Annotated in this window: 18 protein-coding genes; 6 read left to right on the forward strand and 12 right to left on the reverse strand. The window is 60.4% G+C overall.

Going from position 1 to position 19,926, the window contains the following annotated elements:
* Window positions 1-181 precede the first annotated feature (181 nt).
* From IMCC21224_RS09985 to IMCC21224_RS10000, 4 genes are all read right to left on the reverse strand, one after another.
* The gene (locus IMCC21224_RS09985) at window positions 182-667 is read right to left on the reverse strand and encodes a cytochrome c-type biogenesis protein (protein ID WP_047995231.1); all 486 of its coding nucleotides are present in this window, start codon (window positions 665-667) and stop codon (window positions 182-184) included.
* Window positions 664-2,631 (reverse strand): heme lyase CcmF/NrfE family subunit, encoded by a 1,968-nt coding sequence (locus IMCC21224_RS09990; RefSeq protein WP_047995232.1) that lies wholly within the window; start codon window positions 2,629-2,631, stop codon window positions 664-666. The genes IMCC21224_RS09985 and IMCC21224_RS09990 overlap by 4 nt, the downstream gene beginning before the upstream one ends.
* A gap of 78 nt (window positions 2,632-2,709) precedes the next feature.
* Window positions 2,710-3,306: a holin family protein gene (locus IMCC21224_RS09995; RefSeq protein WP_047995233.1), complete on the reverse strand. Its 597-nt coding sequence runs from the start codon at window positions 3,304-3,306 to the stop codon at window positions 2,710-2,712.
* The gene (locus tag IMCC21224_RS10000) at window positions 3,297-3,920 is read right to left on the reverse strand and encodes a holin-associated N-acetylmuramidase (protein WP_047995234.1); all 624 of its coding nucleotides are present in this window, start codon (window positions 3,918-3,920) and stop codon (window positions 3,297-3,299) included. Before IMCC21224_RS10000 ends, IMCC21224_RS09995 begins: the two co-directional genes overlap by 10 nt.
* 93 nt (window positions 3,921-4,013) lie before the next feature.
* On the opposite strand from IMCC21224_RS10000, the gene IMCC21224_RS10005 reads away from it, so the two are divergent.
* Entirely contained in the window at window positions 4,014-4,439 is a 426-nt protein-coding gene (locus IMCC21224_RS10005) for a cupin domain-containing protein (protein WP_047995235.1), read from the forward strand.
* Window positions 4,440-4,443: 4 nt separating this feature from the next.
* Here the strand turns inward: IMCC21224_RS10005 and pgi are convergent, their stop codons facing one another.
* From pgi to zwf, 3 genes are read right to left on the reverse strand one after another with little or no spacing between them, the layout of a single operon-like run.
* Complete coding sequence (gene pgi, locus IMCC21224_RS10010) at window positions 4,444-6,027, reverse strand: glucose-6-phosphate isomerase (RefSeq protein ID WP_047995236.1); 1,584 nt, start codon at window positions 6,025-6,027, stop codon at window positions 4,444-4,446.
* A 5-nt stretch (window positions 6,028-6,032) separates the two neighbouring features.
* The gene (gene pgl, locus IMCC21224_RS10015) at window positions 6,033-6,710 is read right to left on the reverse strand and encodes a 6-phosphogluconolactonase (RefSeq protein ID WP_047995237.1); all 678 of its coding nucleotides are present in this window, start codon (window positions 6,708-6,710) and stop codon (window positions 6,033-6,035) included.
* Window positions 6,707-8,161 carry a glucose-6-phosphate dehydrogenase gene (gene zwf / locus IMCC21224_RS10020; protein ID WP_047995238.1) on the reverse strand — a complete coding sequence of 485 codons (1,455 nt, stop codon included), beginning with the start codon at window positions 8,159-8,161 and terminating at the stop codon, window positions 6,707-6,709. Before zwf ends, pgl begins: the two co-directional genes overlap by 4 nt.
* A gap of 358 nt (window positions 8,162-8,519) precedes the next feature.
* On the opposite strand from zwf, the gene IMCC21224_RS10025 reads away from it, so the two are divergent.
* A complete protein-coding gene (locus IMCC21224_RS10025; RefSeq protein ID WP_047995239.1) occupies window positions 8,520-9,455 on the forward strand; it encodes a nucleoside hydrolase in 936 nt (311 codons plus the stop codon).
* Window positions 9,452-9,898 (forward strand): N-acetyltransferase, encoded by a 447-nt coding sequence (locus IMCC21224_RS10030; RefSeq protein ID WP_047995240.1) that lies wholly within the window; start codon window positions 9,452-9,454, stop codon window positions 9,896-9,898. Before IMCC21224_RS10025 ends, IMCC21224_RS10030 begins: the two co-directional genes overlap by 4 nt.
* A 259-nt stretch (window positions 9,899-10,157) precedes the next feature.
* Here IMCC21224_RS10030 and IMCC21224_RS10035 read toward each other — a convergent pair whose 3' ends face one another.
* The 3 genes from IMCC21224_RS10035 to IMCC21224_RS10045 form a co-directional block, all read right to left on the reverse strand.
* Window positions 10,158-11,060, reverse strand: coding sequence for a fructose bisphosphate aldolase (locus IMCC21224_RS10035; protein WP_047995241.1), 903 nt, complete (start codon window positions 11,058-11,060; stop codon window positions 10,158-10,160).
* A gap of 120 nt (window positions 11,061-11,180) precedes the next feature.
* Window positions 11,181-12,539 carry a cytochrome P450 gene (locus IMCC21224_RS10040; RefSeq protein WP_047995242.1) on the reverse strand — a complete coding sequence of 453 codons (1,359 nt, stop codon included), beginning with the start codon at window positions 12,537-12,539 and terminating at the stop codon, window positions 11,181-11,183.
* Window positions 12,536-13,768 (reverse strand): hypothetical protein, encoded by a 1,233-nt coding sequence (locus tag IMCC21224_RS10045; protein WP_047995243.1) that lies wholly within the window; start codon window positions 13,766-13,768, stop codon window positions 12,536-12,538. Before IMCC21224_RS10045 ends, IMCC21224_RS10040 begins: the two co-directional genes overlap by 4 nt.
* 476 nt (window positions 13,769-14,244) lie before the next feature.
* Here IMCC21224_RS10045 and IMCC21224_RS10050 point away from each other — a divergent pair, with 476 nt between their 5' ends.
* Complete coding sequence (locus tag IMCC21224_RS10050; protein ID WP_047997018.1) at window positions 14,245-15,120, forward strand: lysophospholipid acyltransferase family protein; 876 nt, start codon at window positions 14,245-14,247, stop codon at window positions 15,118-15,120.
* Here the strand turns inward: IMCC21224_RS10050 and IMCC21224_RS10055 are convergent.
* Window positions 15,084-15,791: a thioredoxin family protein gene (locus IMCC21224_RS10055; protein ID WP_231582049.1), complete on the reverse strand. Its 708-nt coding sequence runs from the start codon at window positions 15,789-15,791 to the stop codon at window positions 15,084-15,086. The genes IMCC21224_RS10050 and IMCC21224_RS10055 overlap by 37 nt on opposite strands.
* Window positions 15,792-16,075: 284 nt before the next feature.
* Between IMCC21224_RS10055 and acnA the strand changes: the two genes are divergently transcribed.
* The gene (acnA, locus tag IMCC21224_RS10060) at window positions 16,076-18,823 is read left to right on the forward strand and encodes an aconitate hydratase AcnA (RefSeq protein WP_047995244.1); all 2,748 of its coding nucleotides are present in this window, start codon (window positions 16,076-16,078) and stop codon (window positions 18,821-18,823) included.
* Window positions 18,824-18,907: 84 nt separating this feature from the next.
* Here acnA and IMCC21224_RS10065 read toward each other — a convergent pair whose 3' ends face one another.
* Window positions 18,908-19,519: a glutathione S-transferase family protein gene (locus tag IMCC21224_RS10065; protein ID WP_047995245.1), complete on the reverse strand. Its 612-nt coding sequence runs from the start codon at window positions 19,517-19,519 to the stop codon at window positions 18,908-18,910.
* A gap of 207 nt (window positions 19,520-19,726) precedes the next feature.
* Here IMCC21224_RS10065 and IMCC21224_RS28835 point away from each other — a divergent pair, with 207 nt between their 5' ends.
* Window positions 19,727-19,852 carry a hypothetical protein gene (locus IMCC21224_RS28835; protein WP_255347990.1) on the forward strand — a complete coding sequence of 42 codons (126 nt, stop codon included), beginning with the start codon at window positions 19,727-19,729 and terminating at the stop codon, window positions 19,850-19,852.
* The last annotated feature ends 74 nt before the right edge of the window (window positions 19,853-19,926 follow it).

The raw sequence follows: 19,926 nt of genomic DNA on the forward strand, positions 1-19,926 counted from the left end.
GTGCTCTCCGGTGCGATACCGCGCCCCTGCTATGGGGTGGATGTCCGCCCTTGTCCGTGGGTCTCGCTTGGGGAAAACTGGTCCGTTGCGCGACAAAAAGCAGGTTTAGAAGCTGGCGGAACCTGGGTGAACTGCGGACCCTGTGTGTGATCTAGCATCCCGCCCCACCCCGTGCAACGGGTCACTCGTTCAGAATGTCACGCAGGCGCGCCTGTTCCTGTTCGCTCAGTCCCGCCTCATCCTCTGGCGGCGCAGCGGCCCGCCCCCGAACGTAAAACACGCCCATAGCCAGTGCCAACAACAGCATCAAAGGGCCCGCCGCCCAAAGCAGAATATTTGCACCACCCATTGACGGTTGCAGCAACACAAATTCGCCGTAGCGCTCCACGATGAAATCAATCGCCTCTTGATCGTTATCGCCGGCCACCAAACGTTCGCGCACCAGAATCCTGAGGTCACGGGCAAGCGACGCGTTGGATTCGTCGATGCTCTCGTTCTGGCACACCAGACAGCGCAGACCCTTGGACAGCGCGCGCGCACGTGCCTCAAGCGCCGGATCATCCAAAACCTCGTCCGGCTGGACCGCATAAGCCGCACCGGCAAAGACGCCGAGAACCACCCCAGAGGCACTGCCTAAAAGCAGCAGCGACAACAGCAGCGCCTTCATTCTGCGGGCACCGCTTTGGGCTGTGCCGCCTTGCGGGCGCCAGCGGCAATGCGATAGCGTCGGTCCGACAGGCTAAGCCCGCCACCCAGCGCCATCAGCAGACATCCCCCCCAGATCCAGTTCGCGAGCGGTTTGATGTAGGTGCGGATCACCCATCCGCCGTTCTGTTGTTCGTCACCGATGACCACATAGACGTCGCGCAGAAAACGATAGTCGATTGCGGCCTCGGTTGTCGGCATTTGCGCCACCGGATAGGTGCGCTTTTCCGGGTACAGCGTACTCACCGCCCGCCCACCTTCGAACAGCGCAACCGTGCCCTTGGTGTAGAAATAGTTCGGGCCCTTGCCGCTCGCCACGTCCTGCAATGTCAGCTCGTAATCGCCGACGTCAAAGCTTTGGCCGACTTGGACGACGCGGATATCTTCCTGTTGCCAGGCCATCAGGCCGGCGATGCCCATCATGGTGACACCCATCCCCGCATGGGCCACGGCCTTGCCCCAGTCGGCGCGCGGCAAACGCAGCAGGCGTGACATATCGCGCGACCGTCCGGTCCGCGTCCAAAGGTCGGTGAACGATCCAGCGATCAGCCAGACCCCGAGGAAAACACCAATCGGTCCCATCAGGCTGCGTCCAGTCTGCATCGACCAGACCAGACCAGCCAGCGCAAGCGCCAGCCCAAAGGCCGGCAGTAACGCCCGCAAAGTGCGCGTAACCTTGCCACGTTTCCACGCCATCATGGCACCTAGCGGCAGGATCAGCCCCAGCAACATCATGAATGGCGTAAAGGCCATGTTAAAGAACGGCGCACCGACGCTTAGCTTGCGATCAAAAAACATTTCGGCCACAAGCGGCCACATCGTCCCGACGAACACGACAAGCGCGCTCACTGCGAGCAGGATATTGTTGGCCACCAGCGCGCTTTCGCGGCTGACCACGCCGAACACACCCTTGGCCTGCATCGTCCCCGCGCGGGCGGCAAACAGCATAAGCGCGCCGCCCGTGAAAAACACCAGAATCATCAGGATAAACACACCGCGTTCTGGATCATTGGCAAAGGCGTGAACACTGGTCAGCAGGCCTGATCGGACGATAAAAGTTCCGATTAACGAAAAGCCGAACGCCAGAATTGCCAGCAGGATGGTCCAGCTCTTCAACGCCTCGCGCTTTTCCACCACGATCGCCGAATGTAGCAGCGCTGCGGCCAGCAGCCATGGCATGAACGACGCATTTTCGACCGGGTCCCAGAACCAGAAACCGCCCCAGCCCAGTTCGTAATAGGCCCACCAGGATCCCAGCGCGATACCGATGGTCAAGAAAATCCACGCCGCCAGTGTCCAGGGTCGAACCCACCGCGCCCAGGCAGCATCGACACGCCCCTCGATCAACGCGGCAACCGCAAAGCTAAAGCAGATGCTGAGTCCAACATATCCGAGGTACAAAAACGGCGGATGAAAGGCCAGTCCGGGGTCTTGCAGCAGCGGGTTCAGATCCTGACCATCAAACGGCGGCACCGCCATGCGCAGGAACGGATTCGACGTAAACAAAATGAAGGCAAAGAACGCCACGGCAATCGACGATTGCACCGCCAGCACCCGTGCCCGCAAGGTCGGTGGAAGATTGCCGCCAAACCATGCCGCCATTGCCCCGAACAGCGCCAGAATCAGCACCCAGAGCAGCATCGACCCCTCGTGATTCCCCCAGGTACCGCTGATTTTATAGAGCAACGGCTTGGCCGAGTGCGAGTTGAGCACAACCAGGCGCAAGCTGAAATCCGACACCACAAAGGCGTGCATCAAGGCGCCAAACGCCATCGCCGTCAGCAAAAACTGCGCTGTAGCCGCCGGTTCGGCCACCGCCATCCAGCCCGGCCATCGCTTATGCGCGCCAATCATCGGCACGACGGCCTGCACGCAGGCGATCAGAAAAGCAAGGATAAGGGCGACGTGACCGAATTCTGTAACCATGGATCACGTATAGGGCTTTGACCGATGCGGGCCAACGAGTTTCGACGCGGCCCGCGGTTCACATTGTCGCGGGGGCTTTTATCCAGCGAGTGCCCGCCATTCAGCAAGTGCAGGATTGGCGTCATCCCCCTGAACAACAGCCTCTGCTGCGCTTGATGACGTCGTGGCCACAGAGACAGACACAGGGGGAGATACATCGGCAGACACATCTCGCAGGGTTCTAAGCCCCTCGACCGTGCGAACCACCTGCGGCGCGGCGGCGACGGTTGCGGCCAGATCCCGCCGAAAATCCTGCCCCTTGGCCTGATGCCGCGCGCCAAAATAAAAACTCACGATCGCCCCCAGCAGCCACCACAGTGGCTCTGGCACCAAGGCAAGCCCCGTCATGCGTTCGGCAAACCACACCGGATCGATCATGGCCGCGATGAACAACCCAAGTGTTCCCAATGCCAAGGCCGGGCGCGGCACGCGGTTCAACCCATCCATGAACCGGTCGAACAGGCAGCGGCGTCCTGCCAAAAATTCGCGTCCGAACTGATCAAGCGCCTGCCCCTGAAGGCCCGCCTCGCGGTTGGCCTGTGCTTCGGCGTTGACGCGGAACACTTCGGCTGTTTCCGCCACCAGGTTGCGCCCGGACCCAAAGAGCAGCCCCAAAACCTTATCAATCAGCCCCATTGTGCCACCCTCGCCTGAAACTGAGCATCGCTCAGGTGATACCGGGGCGAGATAAATTCTTCTGCGCGCGCGATCCAGCCGCCTTTGCCGCCATCACGTCTGCGGGCGTATTTGCGCGACGCCACCCGACCATCCGCCAAACCAAAATAGTAGTTTCGCCGTGCAATCCCGTAGGCGTCGACAAAAGCCTCTGGCGCTCTGGCCATTGCGGTTTGTGCCGCGGCAAGGGTGCGTGGACCAATCGCCCCGTCGTCTGCCAGCCGATAGCCCATCTGCGTCAACAACCGTTGCAGGATCTTGACCGCGTTCGACCCGGCATTGACATACATATCAAACACCGACGGATGTAGCGCCGTTGGCAAATCGCTGATCCGAGGTCGGCGGAAGTAATGCGTGATAAAGATCTGGACCGCCTGTTCGCGGCTGAGGCCCCGCACATCAGCGCTGGTGATGCGCCCGTCGCCGGTCAGATCGAGCCCGAGCCGCTGCATCGTACCAAGCGTGACCCCAAAATTGGTCGCTCCGCCCGGATCGTCAGGGTCATTTACATAGCCGCCTTCGCGGGCGACAATCTCTTCGGCAATCTGCCGAACGGTCTTGGGAAATTGGGACATGGTTCTAGCCTCTCGGTCGGTGATAGCCCGACCACAGACGCTGCCGCAGATTGGTTAACGCCACCTCAGGCCACCGAACGGAGTCGCACCAAAATGCCAGACCGAAGCGCAGACGATATCATCGCCAAACTGGACCTCGCCCCACATCCCGAAGGTGGATTCTATCGCGAAACCTGGCGTGAACCTAGCGACGGGCGCGGCACTGGCACCGCGATCTATTTCCTTCTGGCCAAGGGTCAGATCAGCCACTGGCACAAGGTCGATGCCGCGGAAATCTGGCATTTCTACGCAGGTGCGCCGCTGATCCTGTCGGTTTCCGAGACGGACGCCGGACCGCGACGCGATCTGACACTGGGCCCGGACCTGGCCGCAGGTCAAGCGCCGCAACTGATCGTGCAGCCACACCATTGGCAAGCGGCACAGACCACAGGTGCCTGGACTCTGGTGGGTTGCACCGTTTCACCGGGATTTGAGTTCAGCGGCTTCACGCTGGCTGGGCCGGGGTTCAATATCCCCTGACGCCCTAGCCTGCGTAAGTCAGCACATAGTCGATCAACTGCCGGGTTGATCCGTCCTTGTCATCCGCAGGTTCCTTGCCCTCTACAAGCGGCCCAAGCTTGGTCGCCAGTTCCTTGCCCAGCTCAACGCCCCATTGGTCGTAAGAATTGATACCCAGGATCACCCCTTCGACAAACACCCGGTGCTCATACAGCGCGATGATCTTGCCAAAAACCTCGGGGGTGAGTTGCGCATAGAGCAACGTGGTCGAGGGGCGGTTTCCGGGGAACACCCGGTGCCGTGCCTGACGGTCCAGTTCAGCGCCCGTCAGCCCCTTTGCCCGTATGATATCCAGCGCCTCGTCCAGCGATCGACCCGTCATCAACGCCTCGGACTGGGCAAGACAATTGGCCACCAGCAGCGCGTGGTGATGTTTCAGATCCGGCTCGTGTCCTCCAGCAGCGACCATGAATTCGACCGGGACAACGCGGGTGCCCTGATGGATCAACTGGTAAAAGGCGTGTTGACCGTTGGTCCCCGGCTCGCCCCAGACTACGGGGCCAGAGGGCACGGTCAGATCAGCGCCATCCATCGACACGCCTTTGCCGTTGCTCTCCATCTCAAGCTGCTGAAGGTACGCAGGCAGGCGGCCCAGCCGGTTGTCATAGGGCAGCACGGCGCGGGTTGTGTAGCCCAGCACCTGATTGTGCCAGAGTCCCACCAGCGCCAGCAAGACCGGCATATTCTCGTGCAGGGGCGCGGCGCAGAAATGCCGGTCCATGTCCTGCGCGCCGCGCAGAAAGGCACGGAACGCCTGCGGACCGATCGCCACCATCAACGACAGACCAATCGGCCCCCACATGGAATAGCGCCCGCCAACCCAATCCTCGAACCCCAGAACACGCTCGGGCGGGATACCCCATTCGGCGGCCTTCCCCGCGTTGGACGACAGCGCCACAAAGCGGCCGTCGCTGCCGATACCGTGATGGTCGAGCCAGTCTTTTGCCGTGCGGGCGTTGGTCATGGTCTCGATGGTGGTAAAGGTCTTGGAGGCAACGATGAACATAGTTGTCGCCGGATCGCAGCCGCGCAACACATCCGAAATGTCGGCTGCATCCACGTTGGACACAAAATGGCAGCGCGGTCCATCGTGATAGGGTGACAGCGCTCGTGCCGCCATCGCGGGCCCAAGGTCTGAGCCGCCGATGCCAATATTCACCACATCGGTGATGGTGCTGGCGCGTATCTCGTCAGCCACCGCGGCCATCTGATCAAGGGTTGCCAGAACCGCGGGCATCACGTCCTGCCCATCGACCAGCACTGGCCCCCCGTCGAGGTTGCGCAGGGCGGTATGCAGCACCGCGCGGTCCTCGGTTTCGTTGATTTTTTCGCCAGCAAACATGGCCGCGCGGCGCGCCTCAACCCCGGTATTTTGTGCAAGGGCGATCAAAGCATCACGGATCGGCGCGTCCAACTGCGTCTTGGAATAATCGAACAGCATCCCCAAAGCCGAAGTGCTGAAATCCGCAGCGCGTCCTGCATCGTCAAAGAGATCTTCGATCCGCCGTCCGTCGGTCCGGCTGGCCAGATTTTTTACATCGTCCCACATCGTCTCTACTCCGCCCAATGCACCACCGCGCCATCCAGAATGGCGTTGATCGGTGCGTCTTCCACTGATTGCCCCCGCGCCTGCTCCAGCGCCTCGCGCTTTTCGGGGCCAAAGATCAGCACATGTTTTTTCATTGCATCGTCCAGCACCCGCGCGCTCAGGGTAATGCGTGGCTCGGGCGCGCCAGGGGCCCGCATCGGCAACAACGCCGGAGCATCAGCCGATAATGCCTGGGACAGCAGATCCGCGCCGGGAAAGATCGAGGCTGTGTGCAGGTCCGCCCCCATGCCCAGCAGCACAACCGACAGCGGCAGACTGGCCTCGATGGTGGCAGACAACCCGTCCAACACCTCTTCGGGCGTCTCGGCCGGCGCATAAAGCGGCAGATACCGCGCCTTGGCGGCGCGATCGACCAGCAGCCGCTTGTGCAGCAACCGCGTATTGGAACGACCGTGATCCTCGGGCACCCAGCGTTCATCTGTCAGCATCACGTCAACCCGTGACCAGTCCAGATCAACAGCGCAAAGATCGTCAAATACCGGCCCGGGCGACGTGCCGCCCGGCACCGCAAAGGACACGCGGTCATGTTGTGTCAAAGCCGTCCGCAAATCACCAGCCAGCCGGTCGGCCAGACCAATCGCCAGAAGTTCACGATCAGGATATTCCTGCAAGGTGTAGCTCATGCCTTCAATTCCCTCCAGCGGCGACCATCGCGATGCATCAGGACCAATGCGTCCTCGGGACCGGCACCACCAGGATCGTAAGTCTTGGGGACGTCGCTGCGCCGAATCCAGCCCTCAATGATCGGATCGGTCCAGGCCCAGGCGGCCTCAACCTCGTCTCCGCGCATGAACAGCGTCTGATTGCCGCGGATCACATCCATGATCAGCCGCTCGTAGGCCTCGGTTGCCTGCTCGGCATCCGGTCCCAAGGCTTCGGCAAAGGACATGTCCAGCGGCACATCGACCAGCCGCATTCCACCCGGCCCCGGTTCCTTGATGGTGACATCCAGCGTCATGCCTTCATTCGGTTGCAACCGGATCGCCAGCACGTTGCGGTGCCGACCGGCGTCGACACCAAAGATCGAATGCGGCGCGTCCTTGAACACCACGACAATCTCTGACGTGCGCGCCTTGAGCTTTTTGCCGGTGCGCAGATAGAACGGCGTGCCAGCCCACCGCCAATTCGAGATATGTACCTTGAGCGCCATAAAGCTTTCGGTGAAAGAGCGCAGGTTTTCCACATCCTGACGATAGCCCGACGCTGTGTCTGTGGCAGCATATTGACCCCGCACGATATGGTGCGGCTCTACCGGCTCCAGCGCCCGGATCACCTTGAGCTTTTCGTCACGCACCGCGTCGGGTTCGAATTTGGCCGGCGGCTCCATCGCGATCAGGCACAAAAGCTGCATCAGGTGGTTCTGCACCATATCCCGCATCGCGCCAGATTGATCATAATAGCTGCCGCGCCCGCCGACACCCACGGTTTCGGCCACGGTGATCTGGATGTGATCGACATATTGGGCATTCCAAAGCGGCTCAAACAACACATTGCCAAAGCGCACCGCCATCAGATTCTGCACCGTTTCCTTGCCCAGATAGTGGTCGATCCGGTAGATCTGATGTTCGTCAAAGTGCTTTTCCAGCACGGCGTTCAGCGCCCTTGCGCTTTCCAGATCCTTGCCAAACGGCTTTTCAACCACGATCCGTGCCTCATCCCCGGCCAAACCATGCTCGTGGAGCCGCTCTGCCAAGTCACCAAACAGCGACGGCGCGACGGAAAAGTAGAATGCATGCACCAGATTGTCGCGCACCCGAGCGCTCAACTCTTTCCAGCCACCCTCGCCTTTGGCGTCGATGACGACGTAGCCAACACGATCCAGAAACGCATCAAGCATGCCGTCCTCGACCACCGCGCTGCCGCCAAACTCGGCAATTGCCTCGGCAGTGAATATGCGGAATTCAGCATCGGTCATTTCGGACCGGGCGGCACCGATGATTTGCGCCTCTGGCGGCATCTGACCCGAGCAAAAGCGACGGAACAGACCCGGAATGATTTTGCGACGGGCAAGGTCGCCAGTACCGCCAAAAATGACCAGATCGAAAGGATCGACCGGAATGACACGAGAGACCATGACAGACAGCTCCGTATTGCTTGCACCTGCGCCCGGATCAGACCGTTAGCGCTAACGAAAGTGACGTACCCCAACTTGTGCCTAAAGTCTAACCTCCTCTTGAACGAACTCAAAGAGGTGCGGATCGGGATAGGAACACACCAACCCATTGCCCAGTTCGGCACGGGCAGCAAGGAAAGCTTGCCTCGGGGCCGCCAAAACTGCGGTCTTTTGCCTGTTCTGCACTCGTTTTCCTTGGTGCAGGTCGCGTCATGCACCGGGATGCGACCATCCGGAACGGCGCAACTGCCCAACCATTGGCCTTGATCAGGCCGGCTCGGCGTGGCACCACGACGCAACACGGGGACGGGACCAGACCATGCGCAAGATCATCATCGACACTGATCCGGGGCAGGATGACGCCGTTGCGATTCTACTCGCGCTTGCCTCACCGGACGAGCTTGAGGTGCTGGGGATCACCGCCGTCGCGGGCAATGTGCCGCTATCGTTGACGCAAAAGAACGCCCGCATCGTCTGTGAACTGGCCGGTCGGCCCGACGTGCCGGTTTTTGCCGGTTGCGACGCACCTATGGCACGCAAACTGGTGACGGCAGAGCATGTGCATGGCAAAACAGGCCTGGACGGTCCGTCCCTGCCCGACCCCCAAATGCCGCTGCAAGACCAGCATGCCGCCGATTTCATCATCGACACCTTGCGCGCCGAACCATCGGGTAGCGTCACGCTTTGCCCGATTGGCCCGCTCACCAACATTGCCACAGCGCTGCAAAAAGCCCCGGATATTGTCGGACGGGTCCAAGAGATCGTCTTGATGGGCGGCGCCTATTTCGAGGTGGGGAACATCACTCCGACGGCAGAATTCAACATTTACGTCGACCCAGAAGCTGCTGATATTGTATTTAAATCAGGCATCCCCCTAGTGGTCATGCCATTGGACGTCACCCACAAGGCACTGGTCACGAATGCGCGCAATCAGGCTTTCCGGGCGCTGGGGAATGCAGCAGGTGTCGCTGTCGCACAGATGACCGACTTTTTCGAACGCTTTGACCGCGAGAAATACGGCTCGGACGGGGCGCCGCTGCATGACCCTTGTGTGACCGCGTATCTGTTGAAACCCGAGTTGTTTGGCGGGCGGAACGTCAATGTCGAGATTGAAGTGACATCCCCCCTGACCCTGGGCATGACGGTTGCGGATTGGTGGGGCGTGACCGACCGACCGCCCAACGCGTTTTTCATCCGGGATATCGATTCGGATGGGTTCTTTGCACTGTTGACCGAACGACTGGCGCGGCTGTGAAATCCCTGCACCTTGCCGATGCCGACGACACTGCGCGCCTGCTACCGCTGGTAGCGGCGCTGCATGCGGAACTGGGTTTTGGCACCGATGCCACACATCAGGAGGCGGCCCTGTCACCGCTGCTCCACGGCTCTCCTCATGGTGCCGTGTGGCTGGTCGGCCCCCGCCGCGCGCCGGTGGGGTATCTGGTGGTCAGTTTTGGCTGGTCGGTTGAATTCGGAGGCATGGATGCAATTGTCGACGAACTCTATATTCGTCCCGGTGTACGTGGCCGCGGCATGGGCGGCGAGGCGTTGAACGCTGTGGCGCAAGCGCTAAAGCAGACCGAAGTCCGCGCCCTGCACCTGGAAGTAAATCAACTCGACGACGCAGCGCTGCGTCTGTATACCCGTGCCGGTTTCAAGGCGCGGGACAATTACATTTATATGTCCCGCAAGTTGTGACGACGCGGCTTGGGCGCTATCGGCCTTCGATACCTGGTACGAACTGGTGATCCAGATCTGGCAGCGTTAGTGTCTGCCCCGCGATTGCTGTATCCTATCCCATTCAATGCGCTTTGCCGGCACTGCCACGTTCAAGAACGAGCTGGCCGGTACCGCACCGAAAAGGTTTTAGAAAACCTTTGGCCAAGACCGTTCTGAAAAGCCTTGGCCACTGATATCCTAGGGATAATAATCGCGACCAATCCCAAGGGTTTAGACGTTAAAGCGACGCCTGATAGATCTTGTCGATATTCGCTCCGAGGGCATCGTTGAAATCCGCATCGGATTGCTTTTTGCTCAGCCCCTCGGTTAATGCGCGCGAGAAACTTGCAATCATCTTGCCGTTTGTCGCCAGCTTTGCACAGGCGTCGTCGGTGGAATATCCGCCAGACAATGCCACAACACGCAGCACACGTGGATGGTCAGCCAGCACATCATAGATATTGGCCTGTGTCGGGATCGTCAGCTTCAGCATCACGTTCTGGCTTGCGTCCAATGCGCCGAGATGCTTGAGGATCGCGTCGCACAACAGCGTTTCCGCCTCGGCCTTGGTCTTGGAATGAATGTTGACTTCGGGCTCGATGATCGGAACCAGGCCCGCACCGACAACAACGCGCGCGACGTCGAACTGTTGCGCCACAACCGCCTCGATCCCAGCCGCGTCTGCCTCTTGAATGACCGAGCGTTCCTTGGTTCCGAAGATACCAAAGCCCACGGCATCCGCCAGCAGCGCCTCAAGATCCGGCATCGGCTTCATCAACTGCACGCCCTGCGCTTCGTCTTCCAACCCTTTGTCTATCTTGAGGAATGGGACGATTCCGCGATCTTCCCACAGCAGTTGCGCCACCGGCTTGCCGTTGATCGAACCGCGCATCGTGCGTTCAAACAGGATCGCTCCCAAAACTTTGGCGCTGGTAAAGTCGCGCGCCATGATGATGCGGCTGCGCATCAGATGAATCTCGTTGAACATCGCCTCGTCACCGGAATATTCATCCGCTTCGACGCCATAGAGTTTCAGCGCCTTTGGGGTCGATCCGCCGCTCTGATCAAGCGCGGCGATAAAGCCCTTGCCGGTTGTCATCCGCTCTGCTTGTTCCTGAAAAGTCGCTGTCTTCTGTGCCATGGCTTTGAAATTCCCCTCGTTCAACGATGTTTCGCAGGGTTTAGGCCAAGTCGCGTCACGATGGTAGATGCTCTGACAAGGTTTAGCGCTAACTGTTTGAAATTACCGACTTCACCCAGCTCATCGACGGGTTACACGCAGAAAAATGCCGTTGCGCGACCGCACCGTCAGATGCGCCACGGGTTCTGGTGTGCGGTTCTCGACCAGGTCCACCCGTAGATCCCGCAACAGCAGCGACAGCAGCAATGGCCCCTCGACCATGGCAAATCCCGCCCCGGTACAGACCCGCGCCCCGGCAGAGAATGGAATAAAGGCGTCGCGGGCGCAGGTCCGGCCATTTTCGGTGCCCCAGCGTGCCGGATCAAAATCGTCGGGTCTGTCCCACAGACGCTCGTGACGATGCAGGTGCCAGGGGCTCAGCACCATTTGGGCGCCTTTGGCAATGTTGCGGTCACGGAACTGCTCCGGGCAGCGGTTTTCACGCACCATCATCGGCACAGGCGGATACAGCCGCAAGGTTTCACGAAAGACATCACGGCTGATCTTCAAACGCCCGGCCTCGGCGAAATCGCCGGTTCCCAGTGCCTGCGCCTCGTCCGCCACCTTGTCCTGCCAGTCGGGGAACAACGCCAGCAGATAGAGCGCCCAGGACAACGCGCTGGCGCTGGTCTCGTGACCGGCAAGAAAGAAGATCGCCACCTGATCCACCATTTCTTGGGTCGAGAAGGTTTCGTTCGTCAGGGGATCACGTGTGGTCATGATTTTGGTCGCCAGATCATCGGGGGCAGTCCCCGCAGCGATCTCGGCCTGACGGGCGGTCGTCAGCCCAGTGATCAACCCCCGGATTCGCGCCGCCGCCGCCCGTGTGTCGCGACGAAAAAACCGCGGCATCCAGCGTGGCAGCGGTACAAAAGCCGCAAGATTGAGGATGGGTTGCGTTCGTTGGTAGGCGCGAAATTCCTGAAACACCGCCTGCGCGACCTCATCCTCGATAGGTAATGAGAATAGCGTGCGAAAAATGACGTCCGCCGCCGCGTGACTGGTAATCTCTTCAATCTCGACCACCTGCCCCGCCTGTCGCGCCAGCCGCGTACGCGCCGCCTCGGCCGCGGCCCACATCGCGGGGTAGGTATCGCGCAGCCTGCCCCCCTCAAAGGCCGGGTCGATGATGCGCCGCTGACGTTCCCATTGCGCCCCATTCGTCAGGAACACCGACTCGCCCAGCAAGGGTCGCAAGCCTTCGCTGATGCGATCGGATTTCGGGAAATCCTGTGGCCTCTCCTTTAGTACCAGGCGAACCAGATCCGGTTGATTCAGCAGATAGGACCGAAAGAAAGGCGTGCGGAATTCGGCCATCCAGGCACGGTAGAGCCTTGCGGGCTGCGCCGACAGGATATCGGCCCGAAACAACTGCATATAGCGCCAGAGAGACACGCGATCAGGCCGGGTCTTTGGCTTGGGCGGTTTGGGTGGGGTCATGCGGCCCTTGATGTGTATTTCGAAACCGCCACATCGATCCGACTGGCCGAGGGCGGGCGCCCGGCATAGCGCGCACCCAAAGTCACCGGGCCAGCGGTAATACGGAAATAATCATAGTCCAGCGGTTGATCAAAGGCGCAAAGATACTGAAAGTGCAGACGAAAGAACTTCCAGCGCAATGTTTTCCAACGCTCAGGGCTGAGTGACTTTGTGAACTGCGCCGAAAACACCAATGGCCAGAGTTTGCCCTCAGGCGCCACACCGGACACCGCAACCGGATCGCACAGCGCAAAGGCGCAGCCATCACCGGGGGCAGTGACGTCAACCCAGGTCAGCTCTTTGCGTGCAGCAAGGTCGTGCAAATCCGCCCGCAGGCGATCGGCCTTCGGCAGAAACGACAGCATCGGAACCACCTGCCCAAGGCTCAGAAACGACAGTGCCGGGCCGTTCGCAGGCGCCCGCCCCTGCCGGATCAGGTCGGCCAATATCGACACCGCCAAATGCGCACCCGAGGAATGGCCGATCACCAGCACTTCATCGACCGGGCTGCGCAACGCGTCGGCGATGATCTCGGTAAACTCTGCCATCCGCGCTTCGAGTTCGGGCGGATTGGCACCGTTCCAGCGTGCGGAATACGCGTAATCATGCATCAGGTAGTAGGCAAAAATCTTGCCATCTTTCTGTTTAAACCAACGCAGCACCGCCACCGCCACGCCGATCCAGCCGACCAGGCCAAGGACCGTTGCAACTGAGCCCAACAACGGAGCAAGCAGCGCGGTCACCAGCCCAAACATCGCCCACCCCAACCCCAGCGCAATCAGCGCCTGGACCAGCAGCATACCCACAGGATAGAGCGCCGCGATCACCGGCCCCTTGCGCAGCCGCATCAACCGCCGCAACGTGCCCGAGCCGATGTAGATCCAGGCGGTCCGGATCAATTGCAGGTAAGTTGCGGGAATGGTGTTCGACATGCTGGAGCGAACGATGTCGGACCAGACCAGCACTTCGACCTCGGTCTCGACCTCAACGCCATCCATCTGTGCAGTGACCTGCCAGCCATAGTGGCCCTTGCTGGTCTTGGGGCTAAGCGACAGCGCGTAGTCCGAAATTGCCGCCTGATCCGCGCCCTCTTTTCGGTAAAGCTCGCGGTATCGCCGGGGATGAATCGGGTCATAGCCCGGGATGTAAAACACCCGGCGCGTACGCACATCCTGACGCGTTTGCGGCATATCTCGCCCTCCTGCCTTGGCGCCCAGACTACGCGGTGTCTTTGACGGGAGTAAGGAAAAACGATGACGCAGCAGCGATTGCCCCCCTTCCGGCTGCGACACGCAGTTGCGGCTGTGTTGCAAAGCCCAAGTGGGGGCGTTGAGGTCGCCGCAGCGAAATTCCTAGGTGAACAGCGCCCGGAGTAGGTATTGAGTACATCTGTCATTGATCTGCAACTTTGAAGGAACACTTAGTGGGTACGCCCCGTCCAGTTACCCCCACTATACCCGACCGAAGACCTGGTTGGTCCCGAAAGCACGTCCGACCAAACCGAATGCATCAGGCATGGGGCACGTTCCTGATTTCAAACCGGGCCAAGACCGCCTCTTGCCTCCCACCTGTCCCACCGCCTAAACCCCCTTTCAAGCAATCCGGAGGATACTCCTTGACCCGCAGCCTACCTGACAAACTTGTCACCGGCAGCCTGACCGACCGGATGGTGGACGCTGGTCTGCGCGGGCTGATAAGATTGGCGCTGCTCTTGCCGCTCCGACTGCGGCTGTGGCTGATGGGGCGGCTGGTGGCGCGGTTGGTCGCGCCCTTGACGGGATATCGGCAACGCGCTCTCGACAACCTCAGCCATATCTGGCCCGACATGCCCACGGCCGAAAAGACCCGCATCGCAAATGCCGTGGCCGACAATGCCGGCCGCACGATGATCGAGAATTACGACACCGACGGGTTGCGCGACCGCATGGCAACCGCGCAGGTCACCGGACCCGGACTGGCCGCGATTCAAAAGGCTCGCGCGAACGGCACTCCGGTGCTGTTTGTCACCGGTCATTACGGCAATTTCGAAGCACCGCGCGCAGCACTTGTAGCCCGTGGCTACCAGATCGGCGGGCTCTACCGGCCAATGTCCAACCCGTTTTTCAACGCTCACTATGCGCAGAACATGCATGCGCTTTCCGGCCCGGTGTTCGAGCAGGGGCGGCGCGGAACGATGGGGCTGCTGCGTCATATCAAAGAGGGCGGCATGGGCGTACTGCTGTTCGACGTTTACGACAGCGCCGGGCAGATCTTTGATTTTATGGGAAAACCTGCGCCGACTCTGACATCAGCTGCGGATATCGCACTGCGCACCGGGGCGCTCATGGTGCCATTTTTTGGTATCCGCCAGCCCGACGGCATCAGCTTTGAGGCGGTGTTTGACGCGCCGATCCCGCATGGTGATCCGGTCGAGATGATGAAGGCTGCGTCAGCTGCGCTTGAGCAGCGCATTCGCGCCGATCCCGGGCAATGGTTCTGGATCCACCGCCGCTGGAAACCGAAACGTCAACGCAAACGCGCCGCCGCCAGAATGGCACCATGATCCGGGCGTTGCACCAGCACAACAACCGGTCCTGCCTCGCCAAGTGCGACGCTCTTGTCATACGTGCCCTGACCGTTCCAGGTTCCAACCACATCCCAATCTGACACAATTGAGGTATAGGTGATTGTCTTGCCCGCATTCTCGCCCCGTCCGACCTGTACCGTCGCACTGGGAAGATATCGGACCAGCTGAATTTCGGTCGGTCCAACCGATTTCGGCGCATCGGCGCGGATGCTTAGCCCGGAACCATTGCGCGCGAGGGTGAGATGCACTTTTTGACGACGCGATTTATGCGCTTTGATGACCTCGGCCACGTCCATCGACCGATTACCGACAACGTTGCTCTTGCCATTGATAACCATCTGCGGGGTATAGATCGACCGGCTGTGCATCGCCCGGGCATAGCCGCGCTGACGTTTGGTGAACATTGCCTTGGCAAATTCATCCTTCCAGCCCAGATAATCCCAATAATCTACGTGCAGGGCCAACGTGATCACGTCGTCCCGCTCGGACAGTCGTGCAAGCAGCGCGTCGGCCGACGGACAGGACGAACACCCCTGCGACGTATAGAGTTCGACAACCACCGGGCTTTGTTGCGCCTGCACAGCGCCTCCGCAAACCGCCCAAAGAGCGATGAATATAACGGCAAAGCTGCGCATCCGGTGTCCCATCCCGATTATCCCCTGCCAAAACCCGTATCGCCATGGCGCTGTAATAACCAATCAAGGTTTTGCGAGAGATCGTGAGACGACCGGAATGCCACACACCTGTGATCGCCCATCCCATCCTGCCCATCTGCCCACTTGCCTGCACCAAGTTCCGCCGAGCTGTGCCCTACCCCACATTGTGTACCAAGGTATACAAATTTGCGCGACCCCCCTTGATCGGTGGGCAGACATGATGCAGATAGCACCTGAACGTCCAAGCTTCACAACTCTTCCGAGGAAGGATCCCCATGACCATCATCGTCGGACAAGACACCGCCAAGACGCGCAAAACAATTACCGTCAACGGCAAGTCGCTGAACTACTACTCCATTCCCGCAGCCCAGGCCGCCGGCCTTGGCGATTTCTCGAAATTGCCCGCCGCGCTGAAAGTCGTGCTGGAAAACATGCTGCGCTTCGAAGACGGCAAGACCGTCACCGTTGATGACATCAAGGCCTTTGCCGAATGGGGCGCCAAGGGCGGCAAGAACCCGCGCGAGATCGCCTATCGTCCGGCCCGCGTTCTGCTACAGGATTTCACCGGCGTGCCGGCGGTTGTCGACCTTGCCGCGATGCGCGACGCGATCATCAGCCTCGGCGGCGACCCGGACAAGATCAATCCGCTGAACCCGGTTGATCTGGTCATCGACCACTCGGTCATGATCGACGAATTTGGCAATCCTCGTGCATTCCAGATGAACGTGGACCGTGAATACGAGCGCAACATGGAGCGCTACACCTTCCTCAAGTGGGGCCAGTCGGCGTTTAACAACTTCCGCGTTGTACCGCCGGGAACCGGTATCTGCCACCAGGTGAACCTGGAATACCTCAGCCAGACGGTCTGGACTGACACGGATCAGAACGGTGAGATGGTCGCCTATCCCGATACGCTGGTTGGCACCGACAGCCACACCACCATGGTCAACGGTGCCGCCGTTCTGGGCTGGGGTGTTGGCGGGATCGAAGCCGAAGCCGCGATGCTGGGTCAGCCGATCTCCATGCTGATCCCCGAGGTTGTCGGCTTTGAACTGACTGGCAGGATGCTCGAAGGCACCACCGGCACCGACCTCGTGCTCAAGGTTGTCGAGATGTTGCGCGCCAAAGGTGTGGTCAGCAAGTTCGTCGAATTCTACGGCGAAGGTCTGGACCATCTGCCGCTGGCGGACCGTGCGACCATCGCCAACATGGCGCCCGAATACGGCGCGACCTGTGGCTTCTTCCCGATCGACAACGAGACGCTGCGCTATCTGCGCAACACTGGTCGCGACGAAGACCGCGTCGCCCTGGTCGAAGCCTATGCCCGCGAGAACGGGTTCTGGCGCGGTGCCGATTACGCGCCGATCTACACCGACACGCTGACCCTCGACATGACGACAATCGTGCCGGCCATCTCGGGCCCCAAGCGCCCGCAGGACTATACCACGCTGGACATGGCCGCACCGGCCTTCCTTGACGTCGTCAATGAATACCGTGGTGTCGACACCACTGCCCCGGCCGAAGACATGGCCGCCGAAGGACCCGCGACCGCAGCCAAGATGGATCCGCGCAAGTCGGTCAAGGTCAAGGGCGAGGATTACAGCATCCGCGACGGATCTGTGGTGATCGCCTCGATCACCTCCTGCACCAACACCTCGAACCCTTATGTGATGATCGGCGCCGGTCTCGTCGCCCGCAAGGCACGTGCCCTTGGCCTGACGCGCAAACCCTGGGTCAAGACGTCACTGGCACCCGGTTCGCAGGTTGTGTCAGCTTATCTTGAGGCTGCTGGGCTTCAAGAGGACCTCGACGCGCTCGGCTTTAACCTTGTGGGTTATGGCTGCACCACCTGCATCGGCAACTCCGGTCCGATTCAGGCCGAACTCACCGAGGCAATTTCCGAAGGTGACCTGATCGCCACCGCTGTGCTGTCGGGCAACCGCAACTTTGAGGGCCGGATTTCCCCCGACGTGCGTGCCAACTACCTTGCCTCACCGCCGCTGGTTGTGGCCTACGCCATCGCCGGTGACATGAATATCAACCTCACCACCGACCCGCTGGGCGAGGACAAGGACGGCAACCCGGTCTATCTCAAGGATATCTGGCCCACCACGCAAGAGGTTGCCGAAACCGTCGAGGCCACTGTGACCCGCGCCGCGTTCCTGTCGAAATATGCCGACGTGTTCAAAGGCGACGAAAAGTGGCAGGGTGTCAAAACCACCGATGCCAAGACCTATGACTGGCCGGTGTCGTCGACCTATGTTCAGAACCCGCCCTATTTCCAGGGCATGGGGACCGAGCCGGGCACGATCTCGAACATCGTGGATGCCCGTGTGCTGGCCATCCTTGGCGACATGATCACCACTGACCACATCTCGCCCGCGGGATCGTTCAAAGACACCACCCCGGCCGGCAAGTACCTGATTGAACGCCAGGTGCCGCAGCGCGAATTCAACTCCTACGGATCGCGCCGGGGCAACCACGAGATCATGATGCGTGGCACCTTTGCCAACATCCGCATCAAGAACGAGATGCTGGATGGCGTCGAAGGTGGTTACACCAAGGGCCCCGATGGCGATCAGGCCGCGATCTTTGACGCTGCCATGGCCTATCAAGAGGCGGGCACTCCGCTGGTGATCTTTGGTGGAGAGCAGTACGGCGCAGGATCGTCGCGTGACTGGGCAGCCAAGGGCACAGCCCTGCTGGGCGTCAAGGCCGTGGTCGCCGAAAGCTTTGAGCGTATCCATCGCTCCAACCTGGTTGGTATGGGTGTGATCCCGTTCGAATTCACCAATGGCGACACCCGGAAATCGCTGGGCCTGACCGGGGATGAGACTGTGTCAATCTCGGGTCTCGATACGATACAGCCGTTGCAGGTTGTGCCCTGCACCATCACCTTTGCTGATGGCACGGTGAAAGAGATCCAGATCAAGTGCCGGATCGATACGGCGATCGAGATCGAATACATCGAACACGGCGGCGTGCTGCATTACGTGCTGCGCAATCTGGCCAAAGCGGCCTGATCCACGCTGCGACGACATCGAAAGAAAGGGCCCCGGTTTTGCCGGGGCCCTTTTTGCTGGATGGCGACGCGTTCTATGCATCGCTCAGGCGTCAGCCGTCATTCGCGCTTCTTCCTGCGCGGCCAAGGCCGCTGATGGATGCGCGCCGCAGCGTGCCACCCAGTCGCGGATGGATTGCGCTGCGGGCATGAATTCGGGAAACCACACAAACGGCGACGCCATCAGTAAATCTGCGGCACTGTAATCGTCTCCCAGCAAAAAGGGCTGATCGGTGAGTGCGGCACTCAACTCGGCCTCCATCTCGGGGCGACCGCGAAAGGTGCTCTGCATTGCCGGGTGGTCTGCAACGCCAGCAGCCTCAGAGATCAATACCGGCTCGACCACATTGCCGTAATAGGCCAGCCAGCGCAGATACGACGCGCGCCCCGCCGCACCGACGTCGCGCCCCAGATCCGAGCGAAAATGATCCGTCAGGAACAACACAATCGCATTTCGTTCGCGCAGCATTTCCTTTCCGACCATCAGCGTGGGAACCTTGCCCTCGGGATGCGGGTTCGCGGAATCCGCCGCGCCGGTCCCATCCGATCGCCGCAGACCGACGACACGCACATCAACGGCATCGCGTTTTCCCATCGCGTGCAGCAGGGCAAGCACCCCGGTCGACCGCGTATTGGGCGCATGGAATAGTGTAAGCATCTGTGTCTCCTTTGACTTACGACACCCACGCAATAGCCCGCCCTCCTGACAGAAATCGTCAGCAGTCCACCCGCCCGAACAGAGGGCCGTGATCCCACTGGCGGCTTTCTGCCGCTCCCGAACCCGTGATCGGACAAATCGGCCGACTCCGGTTTATCTCTGTCGCAACACTCCCACCTAGAGGAGGCAACTGTGAGGCACGAGACCATGAAACTTATCACAATCCTTCAGGCAATTGCATTGGCCATGCTCATGGTGGCGGGGGCCTATGCGTCTGCGCGCGCACCGCAAGCCTGCCCCTCGGTCGATGCCGTGGCCCAATGCGAATTATGATTCACTGATTCTGCCGGGGCGCGGCCGACGGCGCCCGGGCTTGAACGCCGGGTTCCCGGACAAACGGGGGTGAC

Source organism: Puniceibacterium sp. IMCC21224, assembly GCF_001038505.1.
Taxonomy (GTDB): domain Bacteria; phylum Pseudomonadota; class Alphaproteobacteria; order Rhodobacterales; family Rhodobacteraceae; genus Puniceibacterium.